This window comes from Ectothiorhodospira shaposhnikovii (genome assembly GCF_016584105.1).
In the GTDB taxonomy this organism is placed as follows: domain Bacteria; phylum Pseudomonadota; class Gammaproteobacteria; order Ectothiorhodospirales; family Ectothiorhodospiraceae; genus Ectothiorhodospira; species Ectothiorhodospira shaposhnikovii.
In genome coordinates this window covers 16280-29719 of sequence record NZ_NRSM01000022.1, presented here as the reverse complement: position 1 = coordinate 29719, position 13440 = coordinate 16280, and the positions used below count along the sequence as shown (strand labels likewise).

At 60.8% G+C, this 13440-nt stretch carries 11 protein-coding genes, 1 tRNA gene and 1 other RNA gene; 6 read left to right on the top strand and 7 right to left on the bottom strand.

The genetic code is table 11. From position 1 onward, the window contains the following. Positions 1–103 precede the first annotated feature (103 nt). The 3 genes from CKO35_RS12500 to CKO35_RS12490 all read right to left on the bottom strand — a co-directional run bounded on the left by CKO35_RS12500 (position 104) and on the right by CKO35_RS12490 (position 3574). On the bottom strand, positions 104–1855 hold the full coding sequence (locus CKO35_RS12500; protein ID WP_200176478.1) for a sensor domain-containing diguanylate cyclase: 1752 nt from the start codon (positions 1853–1855) through the stop codon (positions 104–106). Positions 1856–1961: 106 nt separating this feature from the next. Beyond that, the gene (locus CKO35_RS12495; RefSeq protein WP_200176477.1) at positions 1962–2429 is read right to left on the bottom strand and encodes a DUF8082 domain-containing protein; all 468 of its coding nucleotides are present in this window, start codon (positions 2427–2429) and stop codon (positions 1962–1964) included. A gap of 47 nt (positions 2430–2476) precedes the next feature. After that, the gene (locus tag CKO35_RS12490) at positions 2477–3574 is read right to left on the bottom strand and encodes a cache domain-containing protein (protein ID WP_200176476.1); all 1098 of its coding nucleotides are present in this window, start codon (positions 3572–3574) and stop codon (positions 2477–2479) included. Positions 3575–3869: 295 nt separating this feature from the next. On the opposite strand from CKO35_RS12490, the gene ffs reads away from it, so the two are divergent. The 3 genes from ffs (at position 3870) to purU (ending at position 5740) form a co-directional block, all read left to right on the top strand. Beyond that, positions 3870–3966: signal recognition particle sRNA small type (ffs, locus tag CKO35_RS12485), an RNA gene on the top strand. A 121-nt stretch (positions 3967–4087) separates the two neighbouring features. Continuing rightward, positions 4088–4861, top strand: coding sequence for an FKBP-type peptidyl-prolyl cis-trans isomerase (locus CKO35_RS12480; protein ID WP_338031796.1), 774 nt, complete (start codon positions 4088–4090; stop codon positions 4859–4861). 21 nt (positions 4862–4882) lie between these two features. Then, the gene (gene purU / locus CKO35_RS12475) at positions 4883–5740 is read left to right on the top strand and encodes a formyltetrahydrofolate deformylase (RefSeq protein ID WP_200176475.1); all 858 of its coding nucleotides are present in this window, start codon (positions 4883–4885) and stop codon (positions 5738–5740) included. A gap of 57 nt (positions 5741–5797) precedes the next feature. On the opposite strand, the gene CKO35_RS12470 is transcribed toward purU, so the two are convergent. From CKO35_RS12470 to CKO35_RS12455, 4 genes are all read right to left on the bottom strand, one after another. Continuing rightward, positions 5798–5888, bottom strand: a tRNA-Ser gene (locus CKO35_RS12470). Positions 5889–6007: 119 nt separating this feature from the next. Further along, positions 6008–6352 carry a DUF1820 family protein gene (locus CKO35_RS12465; protein WP_200176474.1) on the bottom strand — a complete coding sequence of 115 codons (345 nt, stop codon included), beginning with the start codon at positions 6350–6352 and terminating at the stop codon, positions 6008–6010. A gap of 222 nt (positions 6353–6574) precedes the next feature. Beyond that, positions 6575–8011 (bottom strand): sodium:solute symporter family protein, encoded by a 1437-nt coding sequence (locus CKO35_RS12460; protein WP_200176473.1) that lies wholly within the window; start codon positions 8009–8011, stop codon positions 6575–6577. An 82-nt stretch (positions 8012–8093) separates the two neighbouring features. Beyond that, complete coding sequence (locus CKO35_RS12455) at positions 8094–8558, bottom strand: hypothetical protein (protein WP_242467178.1); 465 nt, start codon at positions 8556–8558, stop codon at positions 8094–8096. 157 nt (positions 8559–8715) lie between these two features. Here CKO35_RS12455 and CKO35_RS12450 point away from each other — a divergent pair, with 157 nt between their 5' ends. The 3 genes from CKO35_RS12450 to CKO35_RS12440 all read left to right on the top strand — a co-directional run bounded on the left by CKO35_RS12450 (position 8716) and on the right by CKO35_RS12440 (position 13438). Further along, positions 8716–10167, top strand: coding sequence for a TrkH family potassium uptake protein (locus tag CKO35_RS12450; protein ID WP_200176472.1), 1452 nt, complete (start codon positions 8716–8718; stop codon positions 10165–10167). A gap of 149 nt (positions 10168–10316) precedes the next feature. Then, on the top strand, positions 10317–12632 hold the full coding sequence (hypF, locus tag CKO35_RS12445) for a carbamoyltransferase HypF (RefSeq protein WP_200176471.1): 2316 nt from the start codon (positions 10317–10319) through the stop codon (positions 12630–12632). Between the two features lie 53 nt (positions 12633–12685). Further along, positions 12686–13438 (top strand): lysophospholipid acyltransferase family protein, encoded by a 753-nt coding sequence (locus tag CKO35_RS12440; protein ID WP_200176470.1) that lies wholly within the window; start codon positions 12686–12688, stop codon positions 13436–13438. Positions 13439–13440: the final 2 nt, after the last annotated feature.

The window sequence follows — 13440 nt, the reverse complement described above, 5'->3', positions numbered from 1 at the left end:
AGCGGCAAGGATCCCGTTCTTGGAGTTGTGCAATCTTATCAGGATTTGATTTTTGAGGGGTCTGCGAGGTGTTGCGGCAGGAACGGGGCAATGGTCGGGAAGATCAGGGCGTGTGTCGACGGAAGGCATGAAGGCAGTAGCGGTTTTTCCCTTTTTGCTTGGCGAGATACATGGCCTGGTCTGCCTGGGCCATGAGCATCCGGGCATCTGCGGGGGTGGGTTGGGGGAAAAATGTCACGCCCATGCTCAGTGAGACGGGGGCACCGGGAATGAATGCTGGTTGCCGACGGACAGCTTCAAGCATCCGCTTCAGGACGGTCTCCACGTCACGGTCGCTTTTCACGTTCACCAGGACGGCGACGAATTCGTCACCTCCCACACGCGCGAGAGTATCCCCCAGACGCAGGCATGAGGACAGGCATTCCCCCATGTGAACCAGCAGTTCGTCCCCGGCCGCATGTCCGAACTGATCGTTGACATGCTTGAATCCATCCAGATCCATGAACACAAGCGCCATCTTCTGGTCATGACGATCTGCCTGTGCCATGGCCTGATGCAGCCGGTCCTGCAGTAGGGCACGGTTAGGCAGGCCGGTCAGCAGGTCATGGCTGGCGCTGTATTCAAGCCGTGCCAGGAGGGCCTTGCGTTCGGTCACATCTGACAGGACACCCACGAAATGTCTTGTCTGGCCATCTTCATCCGGTACCGAACGCAGGGTGGTCCGGGTGGCAAAGATGGATCCATTCCGATGCTGGTGCCAGAGTTCCCCCTGCCAGCCACCCTCGTTCCATAGGGTTTCCCATGGATCAGGTGCCTGGGAGGGTTGCTCCTGGTGTCTGGATTGCAGCAGGGAGGGAGGTTTGCCAAGCACCGTATCCCGTGTGTGGCCGGTGAGCAGGGTGAAGGCGGGGTTGGTATCAAGGATCAGGCCATTGGCATCGGTGATGAAAATGGCGTCTCCCGCCGCTTGAAAGGCGGTCTCGATCAGGGCGAGCCGTTGCTGTTGCAGGCTTTGTTCAATGGCCAGGCAGGCCAGGTTGCAAAACATCGCGAGGGTGTTTATTTCCTGGGGATCCGGAATGCCCGGGGTATCCCGGCATATCATGATGTGTCCCAGCACGGTGGATTGCCTGTTCCTGATGGGTTCCCACCAGAAGGCGCGTACCAGAAAGCCCGAGTGATGGCTTGAAGGCCATGCCCAGTTCTGCTCAATGGCGATCTCCGCCACGATGAGACGTCTTTGGGCAATCTCGTCGGCGTGTCCTAGACTGTTGCGGACTTTCTCCGGAATGAAGTCCATGATGGCGGGGCTGCGGCCATCGTGAAAGGGCTGAATCAGGGCCCTTCTTTCCGAGAGCAGGACTTCGATGCCATCGGTGATGATGCCCAGAATCCGTGCCAGGGGCGCGCGTTCCATGACCATCTGGAGCACCTGCCAATGTAGATGGTTCATCAGTTCCGCATGCTTTCTGCGGGTGATGTCCAGGCAATGACCCACATAGCCGATGAACTCGCCGCCAGGGCCATACCGGGGATGCCCATCATCCTGTATCCACCGATATTCTCCTTCATGATGGCGCAGGCGGTAGTCCATGCTGAAGGCCTTGCGGTGCCTGAAGGCATTCACATAAGTGTTTACGCAACGATCATAGTCGTCCGGATGTACCCCGGTGGTCCAGCCATCACCCACTTCTTCTTCCATGGCGCGGCCGGTGAAGTTCAGCCAGACCTGATTGAACCAGTCGCACTTCATGTCCAGGCCAGCAGTCCATATCAGGGCCTGGCCACCCTCTGCCAAGGCTCTGAGCCGTGCTTCACTCTCTCTCAAGACCTCAAGGGGGTCCTGCGCGTTCATCTGAGCACATCCAGCGGGAAGGATGATGAATCAACAGTCTGTGTTTTGGAGCAGCCCTTGGTATTGATTTTTGAAATCAGGTTTTGATTTGGGTGGGTTGACCCACTCAGGTGGTCTTCATGACATTCGTGCGAAAGGCCTTGGCTTGTTCCGGGCTATCCAGGTGACGGCAAAGGGCTTCCATGGCCTCCTCCATTGTGGCCACGCCGGGCCAAACCTCCTCGCATATCAGCGAACCCATCGGCCCCATGAATTCAATGAACTCCTTTTCCAGCAGCTGCATCAGCGGTTCCGAGAGAGGGGTGTTGGAATCGATCGGCTTGCTGGCAAGGGTGCCGGCAGTTCCCTTGCCGCTTCCAGGAATGCTCTCGAAAATGAATTCCTCGGACAACAGGATCTGAAGATGGGTTTCGACATCGGCATGACCGGAGAACTGGTCCAGCAGTTCTCCGGTGGTCCGAATGCCATTCACCATGATCAGAATGCGGCGCGCATCGATGGAGAGCGCCCTGTCCTTGTTATTGATGGCGGCCTTGCCCTTGCTGGTCTTCGAAAATACGCTGTTTCTATCCATGGCGATCTACCTTTTTGCCAGCCCAGGAAGTCATGTTGCGCCGCTGTTCAGGTGGGTTTGCGAAGGCGTTCAAGGGCGATTCTTATGCTCACTGACATGCGCTCGATGGCTCGGGCCAGGGCACCAATTTCGTCTCCACGGGCGGTGCCGACGATTTCGTGTTCGAATTTGCCGCGACTGAGCCCTTCCGCCGCCTCAGTCAGTTTGACAATGGGGCTGGAAATCTGACGTGCCAGCATGAAGGCGATCAGGACCACGAGCAGCAGGGTCACGGCGCCAACGGTGAGTGCGTCCTTTCTGGCATTGATCAGGGGAGCGAAAGCCTCCTCGTAATTCTGCTGGATCAGGATGGTCCATCCCAGCCCGATGTCCTGCCTGAACCCTACCAGACGTTGTCCCTGGTGCTCAATGATCACGGGGCGCTGATCGGCTCCGGGAGCGCTCAGGATCGGGTGCCAGCTATAGTCCTGAAGCTGACCCTCGACCTCTTCGGGCCGGCCGTGGGCGATGAGCTGGCGTGAAGGGTCCAGCACCATCATGTAACCCGTCGAACCGAGCCTGGCCTGTGCGGTGGCGTCGGATACATCCACCAGATGCTGGGCGGTTGCGATCACGCCCGCCAGCCTGTTGCGCCCGTCCTGCGCCGTATTGTGAATTGGCTTGGCCAGTATCAGGGCGGGTTTGCCACTGGTGCGGCCCATCAGCACCTGCTGTCCCACGGGACTGCCTTGAATGACCTGCCTGAAGTAGCTGCGGTCGCCGTATTGGGTCAGTGGGTTGTCGTCATTGCGGCCTACGTTCTGGCCGTCAGGGGCGACGGTAAACGCCAGATAGGTCCATTCATAGGTATCGTCCAGCGCCTTGAGTACTGGATTCTGGCGCTCGGTTTCCATGGAGCGAATATCAGGCAGGGCCGCGTTCTGACTCAGAACCCTCAGGTTCATGTCCAGCCAGCCATCAATGCGGTCCGCAAGGCCCTGGCTGGTAATCATGATCTGCTGACCCACGTTGTCACGCCAGCTTCGCTCGATCTGATTGACGGCGATGTACAGGGCTCCCGCAATGGGGATGAAGGCCACCAGCATCATGGTGACAAGGACTTTATGAAAAATCCTGATCCGGAAGATTTTCCGTTCTGTTGACATTTTCCAGCGCTCTTGAGTAATGATCGAAGTGGCGAGGCATCTTCTTTGACCGGAAGGTATCGGGTGAACCAAGCCCCGGTGTTGTATGCCCACAGTCTAAACAGGAAACAGGGATTTTAGCTCGAATGGTTCCCTGCGCACCGACGACCGAGCTTAAAGTCCCGATAAGCACGGATTTCGGCGCCCCGTTCGCCGGTCAGGTTGACTCGGTGGCTGCCTGTACGGATAATCACGAATCCTTTGGCGGGACTGGGCGGAGACGCCGATGCCGCCAAGCACCTGCAATGGTGACCTGCATCGGTCCCCTCGCGACAACAAGCTGTGAACCCCGCCAGGCCCGGAAGGGAGCAACGGTAACAGTGGACTTGGGCGCCGGGGTGTGGCTGATGTGGGTTGCCACCCTTAATCTCTTAGCTGTCGAGGCAAGCCTGGCACAAGGGCTGGTCTTGCCCGTGCCCGGCCAGCTACCATGATGCCACCACTGAAGTGACCATGGAGCCCGGATTCGCCGTGATCAAATCCCGCCTGTTTTCCCTGCTGTTTCTTGCGGTTTGCTGCCTGCTGCCATTTGCCGGTGCGGGCGCCGCCGAACTCCAGATCCGTGATCTTGAGACCGGTGACGGTCCACGGGCTGATCGCCACCATGCCCTGCAGGTGCATTACACCGGCTGGCTGGAAGACGGCACCCGGTTTGATTCCAGTCATGAGCGGGGAGAGCCCCTGAGCCTGATTCTGGGGCAGGGGCAGGTCATCCCCGGCTGGGAGATGGGTCTTGTGGGCATGCAGGCCGGCGGCAAGCGGGAACTGATCATCCCGCCCCAACTGGCCTACGGCGAGCGCGGCGCCGGCCGGGTGATCCCGCCCAATGCCACCCTGCGTTTCGAACTGGAACTGGTGGCGGTGGAGCCGCCGCCCTTCACCAACGTGAGCAATGATGAACTGGCCGAACTGATTGCCGCCGGGGTCAAGGTCATCGATATCCGGCGTCCGGAGGAATGGCGCGAAACCGGGGTGGTGGAAGGCAGCTACCTGATCACCGCCTTTGACGCCAACGGCCGCTTCGTGCGCAGCTTCCCCCGGCATCTGACCCGGGTGGTGGAGCGGGATGAGCCCTTCGTGCTCATCTGCCGGGTGGGTAATCGCACCGGGGTGCTGGCCCGATTCATGGCGGAAGAGGCGGCTTACACCCGGGTGATGAATGTCACCGACGGCATCCTGGGCTGGTTGGGGGAGGGGCGCACTGTCAGCAGCGACTGCCCCAGCCTGCAGTCCGGGCAGCGTTGTTGAGCGCGGAAGGGATCCTGGTTCATGTCACCTCATCGTTATCGTCTGATCATTTCCTGTCCTGATCGGGTAGGCATCGTTGCCGCCGTGAGCGGCTTTCTGGCCAGCCACGGTGGTTCCATCACCGAGGCCAGCCAGCACTCGGATGCCTCCACCGGCTGGTTCTTCATGCGTTACGAGATCGACGCCGGCACATTGCCCTTCGATCTTGATGGCTTCTGCCAGGCCTTCGCGCCCATCGCCCTGGAATTCGCCATGGAGTGGCACGTCACCGACGCACGCCAGCCCCGGCGCGTGGTACCCCTGGTGAGCAAGCTGGACCACTGCCTGACGGATCTGCTCTACCGCTGGCGTTCCGGGGATCTGCCCATGGACATCCCCTGTGTGATTTCCAATCATGAAGACATGCGGGACTATGTGGAGTGGCACGGCATTCCCTACCACCATGTCCCGGTGGAGCGGCAGGACAAGGCATCGGCCTTTGTCCGGGTTTCCCAACTGGTGGATGAGGCCCGGGCGGACGTGGTGGTGCTGGCCCGCTACATGCAGATTCTGCCCCCGGACATGTGTGCCCGTTATGCCGGGCGCGTGATCAATATCCACCACAGCTTCCTGCCGTCCTTTGTCGGCGCCAGGCCCTATCACCGGGCCTTTGAACGGGGCGTGAAGCTCATCGGCGCCACCTGTCATTACGTGACAGATCAACTGGACGAGGGGCCGATCATCGAGCAGGACGTGATCCGGGTCCGTCACGACGACACGGTGGACGATCTGGTGCGACTGGGCCGCGACGTGGAGCGGGCCGTGCTGGCCCGGGGGCTGCGTTACCATCTGGAAGACCGTGTGCTGGTGCACGGCAACAAGACGGTGGTGTTTGATTAAACACCGGGCCGATAACAAAAAAGCCACCGTTTCCGGTGGCTTTTTTGTACTTTTGTATGGCGGAGAGGGAGGGATTCGAACCCTCGATACGGGGTTACCGTATACACACTTTCCAGGCGTGCGCCTTCGACCGCTCGGCCACCTCTCCGCTGATTGTTTCGCCGCGCAGTGGCAGCGATTGATCCGGTGGGCCTGGCCCGTCCCGATCAAGGTGCCGAAAGATACCTGAATCTTTCGGCTTTGGCAAATCCCTTTGCCGATTTTTTTCTAGCTGTCCTTGCGCGGAGGAGTCCCGCCCTGGGGCAGGTAGCTGGCGGGGAAGGCGGTGACGTTGGCGCCCAACTCGCTGATCTTGGCCACACCTTCCTTTTCCACCTCATCGATGCGGATGATGGCATGCATCGGGATCAGGCTGCGGGTGACGGACGCGAACTCGGTCTTGAGCTTCTCCTCGCCCGGGTCCACCACGATGGCGCTGCGCTCGCCGAAGATCAGCTCTTCCACCACCACGAAACCATACATCTCACTCTGGTACACCTGGCGGGCGAAGACCTCGTACACCTTGCCCTGATTGATGAAACAGACTCGATAGATATGCTTGGAACTGGCCATGTCGCCTCTGCAAAGGGGATGACGGAATATCACCGCCCGGATGGGGCGGGCAGGGCATTCTATCAGAGCGGACCGATGCGCCCGCGTCTACCACAGGGTCCCGTTGCGCCAGTCCCGGATCACCAGTCCCAGCAGTACCAGGATGCACAGGGTCGTGATGACGGTGGAGGTGACGATCAGCACGGTCAGGAATTCAACGGATGCCATGGCATGCTCCCGGGTTCAGTGTCTGGGCGGCGGTTCCTTGAGGGTTTCCCAGTCAAAGGACTGGGGCCACAGCCAGGTGGTCAGCAGCACGATCACCATGGACACGGCCGCACCCACCAGGGCACCCACATAGAAACCGATCAGGAAATAGGCGCTGATCCCTGCCAGGCTACCCATCACCATGGCCAGGGACGCACCGATGCGGTTGGTCCGGCGCCAGTACAGCCCGGCGGCGATGGGCCAGATGGTGCTGGCCACGAAGGCCCCGGTGAAATGCAGCAGTTCCGCCAGGGTGGTGATGCGCGGCAGGCAGAGCAGCCAGGCAATGATCCCCAGCAGCAGGATGGTGACCTTGGTGGCGGTGCGCAGATGGGCCGCGGTGGCCTGGGGGCGCAGGTGCCGGTAGTAGATGTCCCGCACCACCAGCATGGCCGTGGCCGCCAGCAGGGAATCCAGGCTGGAGGCCAGGGCGGCGAACACCATCACCAGCACGATGATGGCCCCCGCCAGCCCCAGCAGTTCCGAGGCGACGATGGGCCCCACCATGTCGGCGGCGGGAATGTTCACCCCCAGCGCCGGTGCGGCCAGGGCGATGAAACCGGCGACGATGGGGATCGGCGCCCAGAAGATGCCTGCCAGCAGGTAGGCCCACATGCCCACCCCCTCGCGGAAGGAATAGGCCCGGGTCCACCATACGTTGGAATGGAAGATCTCCCCCATGCCGAACAGCAGGTTGTTGAACAGGAACATGATCGCCGCCGGCATCAGCAGGGTGAGCAGTTCCGGTCGTTCCAGCTGCAGGCTGAGGTGAATCTCGTCGAAGCCGATGCGCCCGATCACCAGCCAGGCGATGGCCACCAGGCCGACCAGGATCAGGATCGACTGGATGAAGTCAGTGCCGATGACGGCGCGAAAGCCGCCGATCAGGGTGTAGGCCACGCAGGCCGCCAGGATCACCGTCATGCCCTGCCAGTAGGGGATGCCGGAGAGGGCGTGGGTGAGCACGCCGCCGGCCATGCCCAGGCTCACCAGCCAGCCGAAGCTGTAGAAGATGGAAATGGCCAGGAAGATCCGCCAGGCTAGATGGCCGTAGCGCAGACGGACGAAGTCGCCGCTGGTATAGCCGTGGGGCATGAGCAGCCGAATGCGTTTGGCCAGCGGGGCGAACAGCAACAGACCCACGGAGCCCAGGGCATAACCGATCATGCCCCACAGGCCGATCTGATAGGCCAGCTGCGGGGCCATCATGGTGGTGTTGCTGGTGACCCAGGTGGCCATGGCTGTGGCGGTCCCCACCGCCAGCCCCACCTTTCTCCCGGCCAGTACGAACTGGTCCAGTTCCTTGTCCCGACGGCCGAAGAACCAGCCCAGGCCCACGTACAGGGCGGTGAACAGGGCGATCAGCAACCAGGCCAGTCCCGGTTCCAGAATGGCGGTTTCCTGAATGCTCATGGTCTTTTCCTCACGGGGCGTCCGGGCGGTGGTGGACCCTCAGGTGGCATGGCGATGGGGGAGGCAAGTCATGCATCGGGCGTCAGGCAGGTTCCTGGTGCCGGCGCGTGCCGGTGACGATGAGGGCAAGGGTGGCCAGGAATACCACGGCACCGATGACGAACAGGGTCAGCGCCTGGAGCAGGGAATGATGGGCGACCTCCACCGTCAGGGGCGAACTCCATGGAGAGCGGGTGGTGTCGGGCAGGGTGGCCTGAACCCGGTAGTGAAAGGTGCCGTCACTCCGACCGCTGATCACGGTGGCCCTGTCGGCCCCTTCGTAGAGGATCTGCGCTGTCTGGAAATCGGCGGAGCGGGATTCTTCCAGCCGGTAGATTGCCCCGTCGGCATCTTCCATGCCCCAGCGGAGTTGATAATAGCCGGCGCGGGCGGTCTGGGTGGTGCTGTCCAGCGTGGGCACGTTCTGGGCGAGGGTGGGTGAGGGCAACAACAGAACGGCGCTCAGTGGGATTGCCCACAGGGCAGGGGGTACATGGCGATGTGGCATGGCGATCTCCGCGTGCAGGTCCCTGACTTTTTTTACCCTAGTCCCCCGAGAAGGCAGGGTCAAGGCCGCTTCCGCAGCCATAAAATCCCCAAACTGTTTGCACCACCCACCCCTTGTGGCCTAATTTATGCGCCCCTGAACTCCCCTGGAATCACTCATGTACTGGTCTTCGGTGCTCCGTGTCGTCGGGCTGCTGCTGATGCTGTTCAGCGTCACCATGCTGCCGCCGGCCCTGGTGGCGTTCATCCATGACGATCAGGGGCTGGTGCCGTTTCTGGTTTCCTTCGGGGTGATCCTGGCCGTCGGTACCTTCATCTGGCTTCCGGTGCGTCGTCGGCGCCAGGAATTGCGGACCCGCGACGGTTTTCTGGTGGTGGTGTTGTTCTGGACCGTGCTGGGATTGTCAGGGGCGCTACCGCTGACCCTCTCCCATGCCCCGAACATCTCCATCACCGACGCCGCCTTTGAAAGCATGTCCGGGCTCACGACCACCGGCGCCACCGTGCTGACCGGTATCGAACATCTGCCGGAATCCATTCGTTTCTACCGTCAGCAACTCCAGTGGCTGGGCGGCATGGGCATCATCGTGCTGGCGGTGGCGATCCTGCCCATGCTGGGGGTCGGGGGCATGCAGCTTTACCGGGCCGAGACTCCGGGGCCGGTCAAGGATTCCAAACTCACCCCCCGCATCGCCGAGACCGCCAAGGCCCTGTGGTACATCTATCTCACCCTGACCATCGCCTGCGCCACTGCCTACTGGGCGGCGGGGATGAGCTGGTTTGATGCCATCGGTCACAGTTTTTCCACCGTGGCCATCGGTGGATTCTCCACCTACGACGCCAGCATCGGGCATTTCGATAGTCCGCTGATCTCCATGATCTGCGTGGTCTTCATGCTCATCGCCGGGATCAACTTTGCCATGCACTTTCTGGCTTGGCGGACCCGTTCCTTCTGGCACTATCTGCGGGAACCCGAGGTGCGCTGGTTCATCGGCATCATGGTGACCACGGGGGTTGTGGTCACCGTCACCCTGATGCTGACCGATTACTACGGCGGTTGGGGCGACACCCTGCACCAGGCCATCTTTCATACCGTTTCCATCGGTGTCACGGCGGGTTTTGCTAGCGACAGCTTTGACCAGTGGCCCGTGTTCCTGCCGGTCCTGCTGGTGCTGGTGGCCTTCATCGGCGGCTGTGCCATGTCCACCGGCGGGGGGATCAAAGTGATCCGGTTCATGCTGCTGATCAAGCAGGGGTATCGGGAAGTGATCCGCCTGATTCACCCCCAGGCCCAGGTCATCATCAAGGTGGGCGGAAAGCCTGTCCCCGATCGGGTGGTGGACGCGGTGTGGGGGTTCTTTGCCACCTATGTGGCCCTGTTCGGTCTCATGATGATGATCCTGATGGCAACAGGACTGGACCAGGTAACGGCCTTTTCCGCGGTTGCCGCCAACATCACCAACCTGGGACCCGGGTTGGGTGATGTGGCGGAAAATTACAGCGGTATCAGTGATCCGGCCAAGTGGGTATTGATGTTTGCCATGCTGCTCGGACGTCTGGAGGTGTTCACCCTGCTGGTTCTGTTCACTCCGGCCTTCTGGAGACACTGAACCTCCTGAGCCGTCCGCCGGTCCGAACCGGCAAGAAATGGTGGATTCATCCGATCCGATGACGCGATCAGTGATTTTTTGTGAATGAACCCGTAATGGACCGGGCGAGGGGATGTCAATAAAACGATGCTCCCGATAATATTTTCCTTATGTCAAAGAATAAAATCATCAATTATTGTTTTCGTGTCTGGGTGAGAGGACAGGTTCAAGGGGTCGGTTTTCGTCCTTTCATTCACGGGTTGGCCACTGAGCTGGAGCTTTCCGGTTGGGTACGTAATGATCCCGCCGGCGTGGAACTCATGGTCCAGGGCGGGCGGCAGCGGGTGGACCAGTTCCTGCACCGGCTTGCCAATCATCCACCTCCCCTGGCTCGGGTGGATGTGGTGGAGGCCAATCATGTGGAACCCATCCCTGAAATGAAGGGGTTTGCCATCATGCCCAGCGTGGGCGGTGTCATCACCACGGGTATGACACCGGATGCCGCCATATGCCCTCATTGCCTGGAAGAGCTTTTCGATCCGGAAAACCGTCGCTACCGGGACGCCTTCATCGGTTGCGCCCATTGCGGCCCCCGTTACACGGCCATGACGGCGATTCCCTACGATCGTGCCCACACCAGCATGGCAGCCTTCACCATGTGCCCCGCATGCCACCGGGAATATCAGAGTCCAGGTCAGCGACGGTTTCATTCACAGCTCAATGCCTGCCCGGCATGCGGTCCTCGACTGAGCCTGCTGGATCCTTCCGGCATGCCCTTGCACGTGGAGGATGTCATTCAGGCCGCGATGGGGTTGATCCGGGATGGCAAGATCCTGGCAGTCAAGGGGCTGGGCGGATTCCATCTTATGTGCGATGCCCGCAATGAGGCGGTTGTCGCCCGCTTGCGGGCCCGCAAGCAACGGGAAGAAAAACCCTTTGCCATCATGGCCGCCAATCTGCCCTCGATTCGCGATCTGGTCCATCTCCAGGCCGAGGAAAAAGCCCTGCTCAAGGGGTATGCACGTCCCATTGTGCTGCTGCGCCGGAGGATGGATGCCGGAGTTTCACTGGAGGGGGTGGCGCCGGGCATGCAGCGCCTGGGGGTCATGCTGCCCTATACCCCGTTGCAGTATCTGTTATTTCACGAAGCGGCCGGCCGTCCTGACGGTACGGACTGGTTGCAGGAAGAACCTCAGTCTCTACTGCTGGTCTGCACCTCCGCCAATCCTTTTGGAGAACCGGTCATCACCAGTAATCAAAGGGCAGTGGAGCGACTGGGGCAGATTGCCGATGCGCTGTTGGTGCACAACAGGGATATTCGGGTGCGATGCGATGACAGCGTGGTGCGCATGACGGCGGCAGGGCCAGGGTTTTTGCGCCGGGGCAGGGGATACACCCCTGAGCCTGTCCGCCTGCCTGGAGCCGGTCCTTGTGTGCTGGCTACCGGCGCCTGGTTTAATAACACCGCCTGCATTACCCGTGGCCAGCAGGCCTTTCTCTCCCAGCACGTGGGGGATCTGGACAGTCCGGCCACTTGTCGGGCGCTGGACGAGACCGTGGAGCACCTGATGCTGCTGCTGCGTATTCGCCCGGAACGGATTGCCTGCGATCTCCATCCGGATTATTACAGCACACGGCTGGCCATGCGTCTGGCCAAGGTACTGGATGTGCCCCTGTTAAGGGTCCAGCATCACCACGCCCATCTGGCCGCGGTGCAGGCGGAGCACAAACTGGACCGTCCCGTCATCGGGCTGGCCCTGGATGGTTATGGGCTGGGTGATGACGGTAACGCCTGGGGAGGGGAGTTGCTGCGCATCGATGGTGCAAGGTACCAGCGCCTTGGGCATTTGCGTCCACTGCACCTTCCTGGTGGCGATCTGGCGACCCGGGAGCCCTGGCGCATGGCTGCCGCGGTGCTACATGCCCTGGGGCGTTCTGATGAAATCCCGGATCGTTATCAAGTGTTTGCCGCGGCGTTGGGCATGCCGAAACTGATGAGCGGTGATCGCAACCCTCACCTGACCACCAGCCTGGGGCGTCTGTTCGATGCTGCCGCAGCCCTGCTACGAGTGAAGTGGGTGGCCCGTTTCGAAGGGCAGGCCCCCATGCTGCTGGAAGGCATGGCCGCAAGCCATGGTCCCGAGGTACCCATGTCCGGGGGTTGGAATCTGGATCGGGGCGTGCTGGATTTCATGCCTCTGCTGGCACGGCTTGCTGACGGCATGGACCCCGGAACCGGTGCGGGGGTCTTCCACGCCACGGTGGCGCAGGGCCTGGCCTGCTGGCTGATTGAATCGGCGCTGGATCAGGGTGTTCAGGATCTGGTGCTGGGAGGGGGATGCTGCCTCAACCAGGTCCTGATGCAGGACCTGGTGGAACGTCTGACCGGAGCGGGGTTCCGGGTCTACAAACCCCAGTGGTCTCCACCCAATGACGGTGGGCTGAGTCTGGGCCAGGCCTGGATTGCCATGCAAGCCCCGGTTTGATCTTCCCCAGTGGAAACATAGAAATTGTCTCATTGATCAGGATGGAGTCACCCATGCCCCAGCTCGCGCCCACTTTTGAAATCCGGCTGCGCAGCCTGTTGTTTTTCCTGCTTTACAACCTCATGGGTATTGTCCATAGCATGATCAGTCTGCTGGCGGCCCCATTTCAGACCTTTGAGCAGCGCTATCGATTCGTCAATCTATGGACGAGGGCCACCATGTGGCTGCTGCGCACCCTCAATGGCATTCATATCCAGGTGGAGGGGCTTGAGCATGTTCCCAGGGACGAACCCCTTGTAATCATGTCCAACCACCAGAGCGAGTGGGAAACTTTCTATCTCCAGCTGCTGGTATCCCCCCAGGCTACCGTGGTGAAGCGAGAACTTCTGAAAATTCCGTTTTTCGGCTGGGGGCTTGCATTGCTCAAACCCATCCCCATCGATCGGGGCAGTCCGGCCAGCGCCCTCAAGACCATTCTCAAGACCGGTAAGGAACGACTGGATGAGGGTATCAGCGTGGTGATATATCCGGAGGGATCGCGTCAGCAGCCTGGACAGCTGGGGCGTTTCAATGCCGGGGGGGCGATGTTGGCGTGTCGTGCCGGGAGGCGGGTGCTGCCGGTGGCCCACAATGCCGGAGACTGCTGGCCCCATGGCTCCTTGATGCGCTATCCGGGCACCATTTTTCTTCGCATCGGCCCACCCATGTCCTGTGAGGCGGGGGATGTCAAGGGGCTCAATGCCCGCGTGGAACAGTGGATTCGTGACCAGGCCGCCGACATCATGCAGCCTGGCCGGAATGCATGATA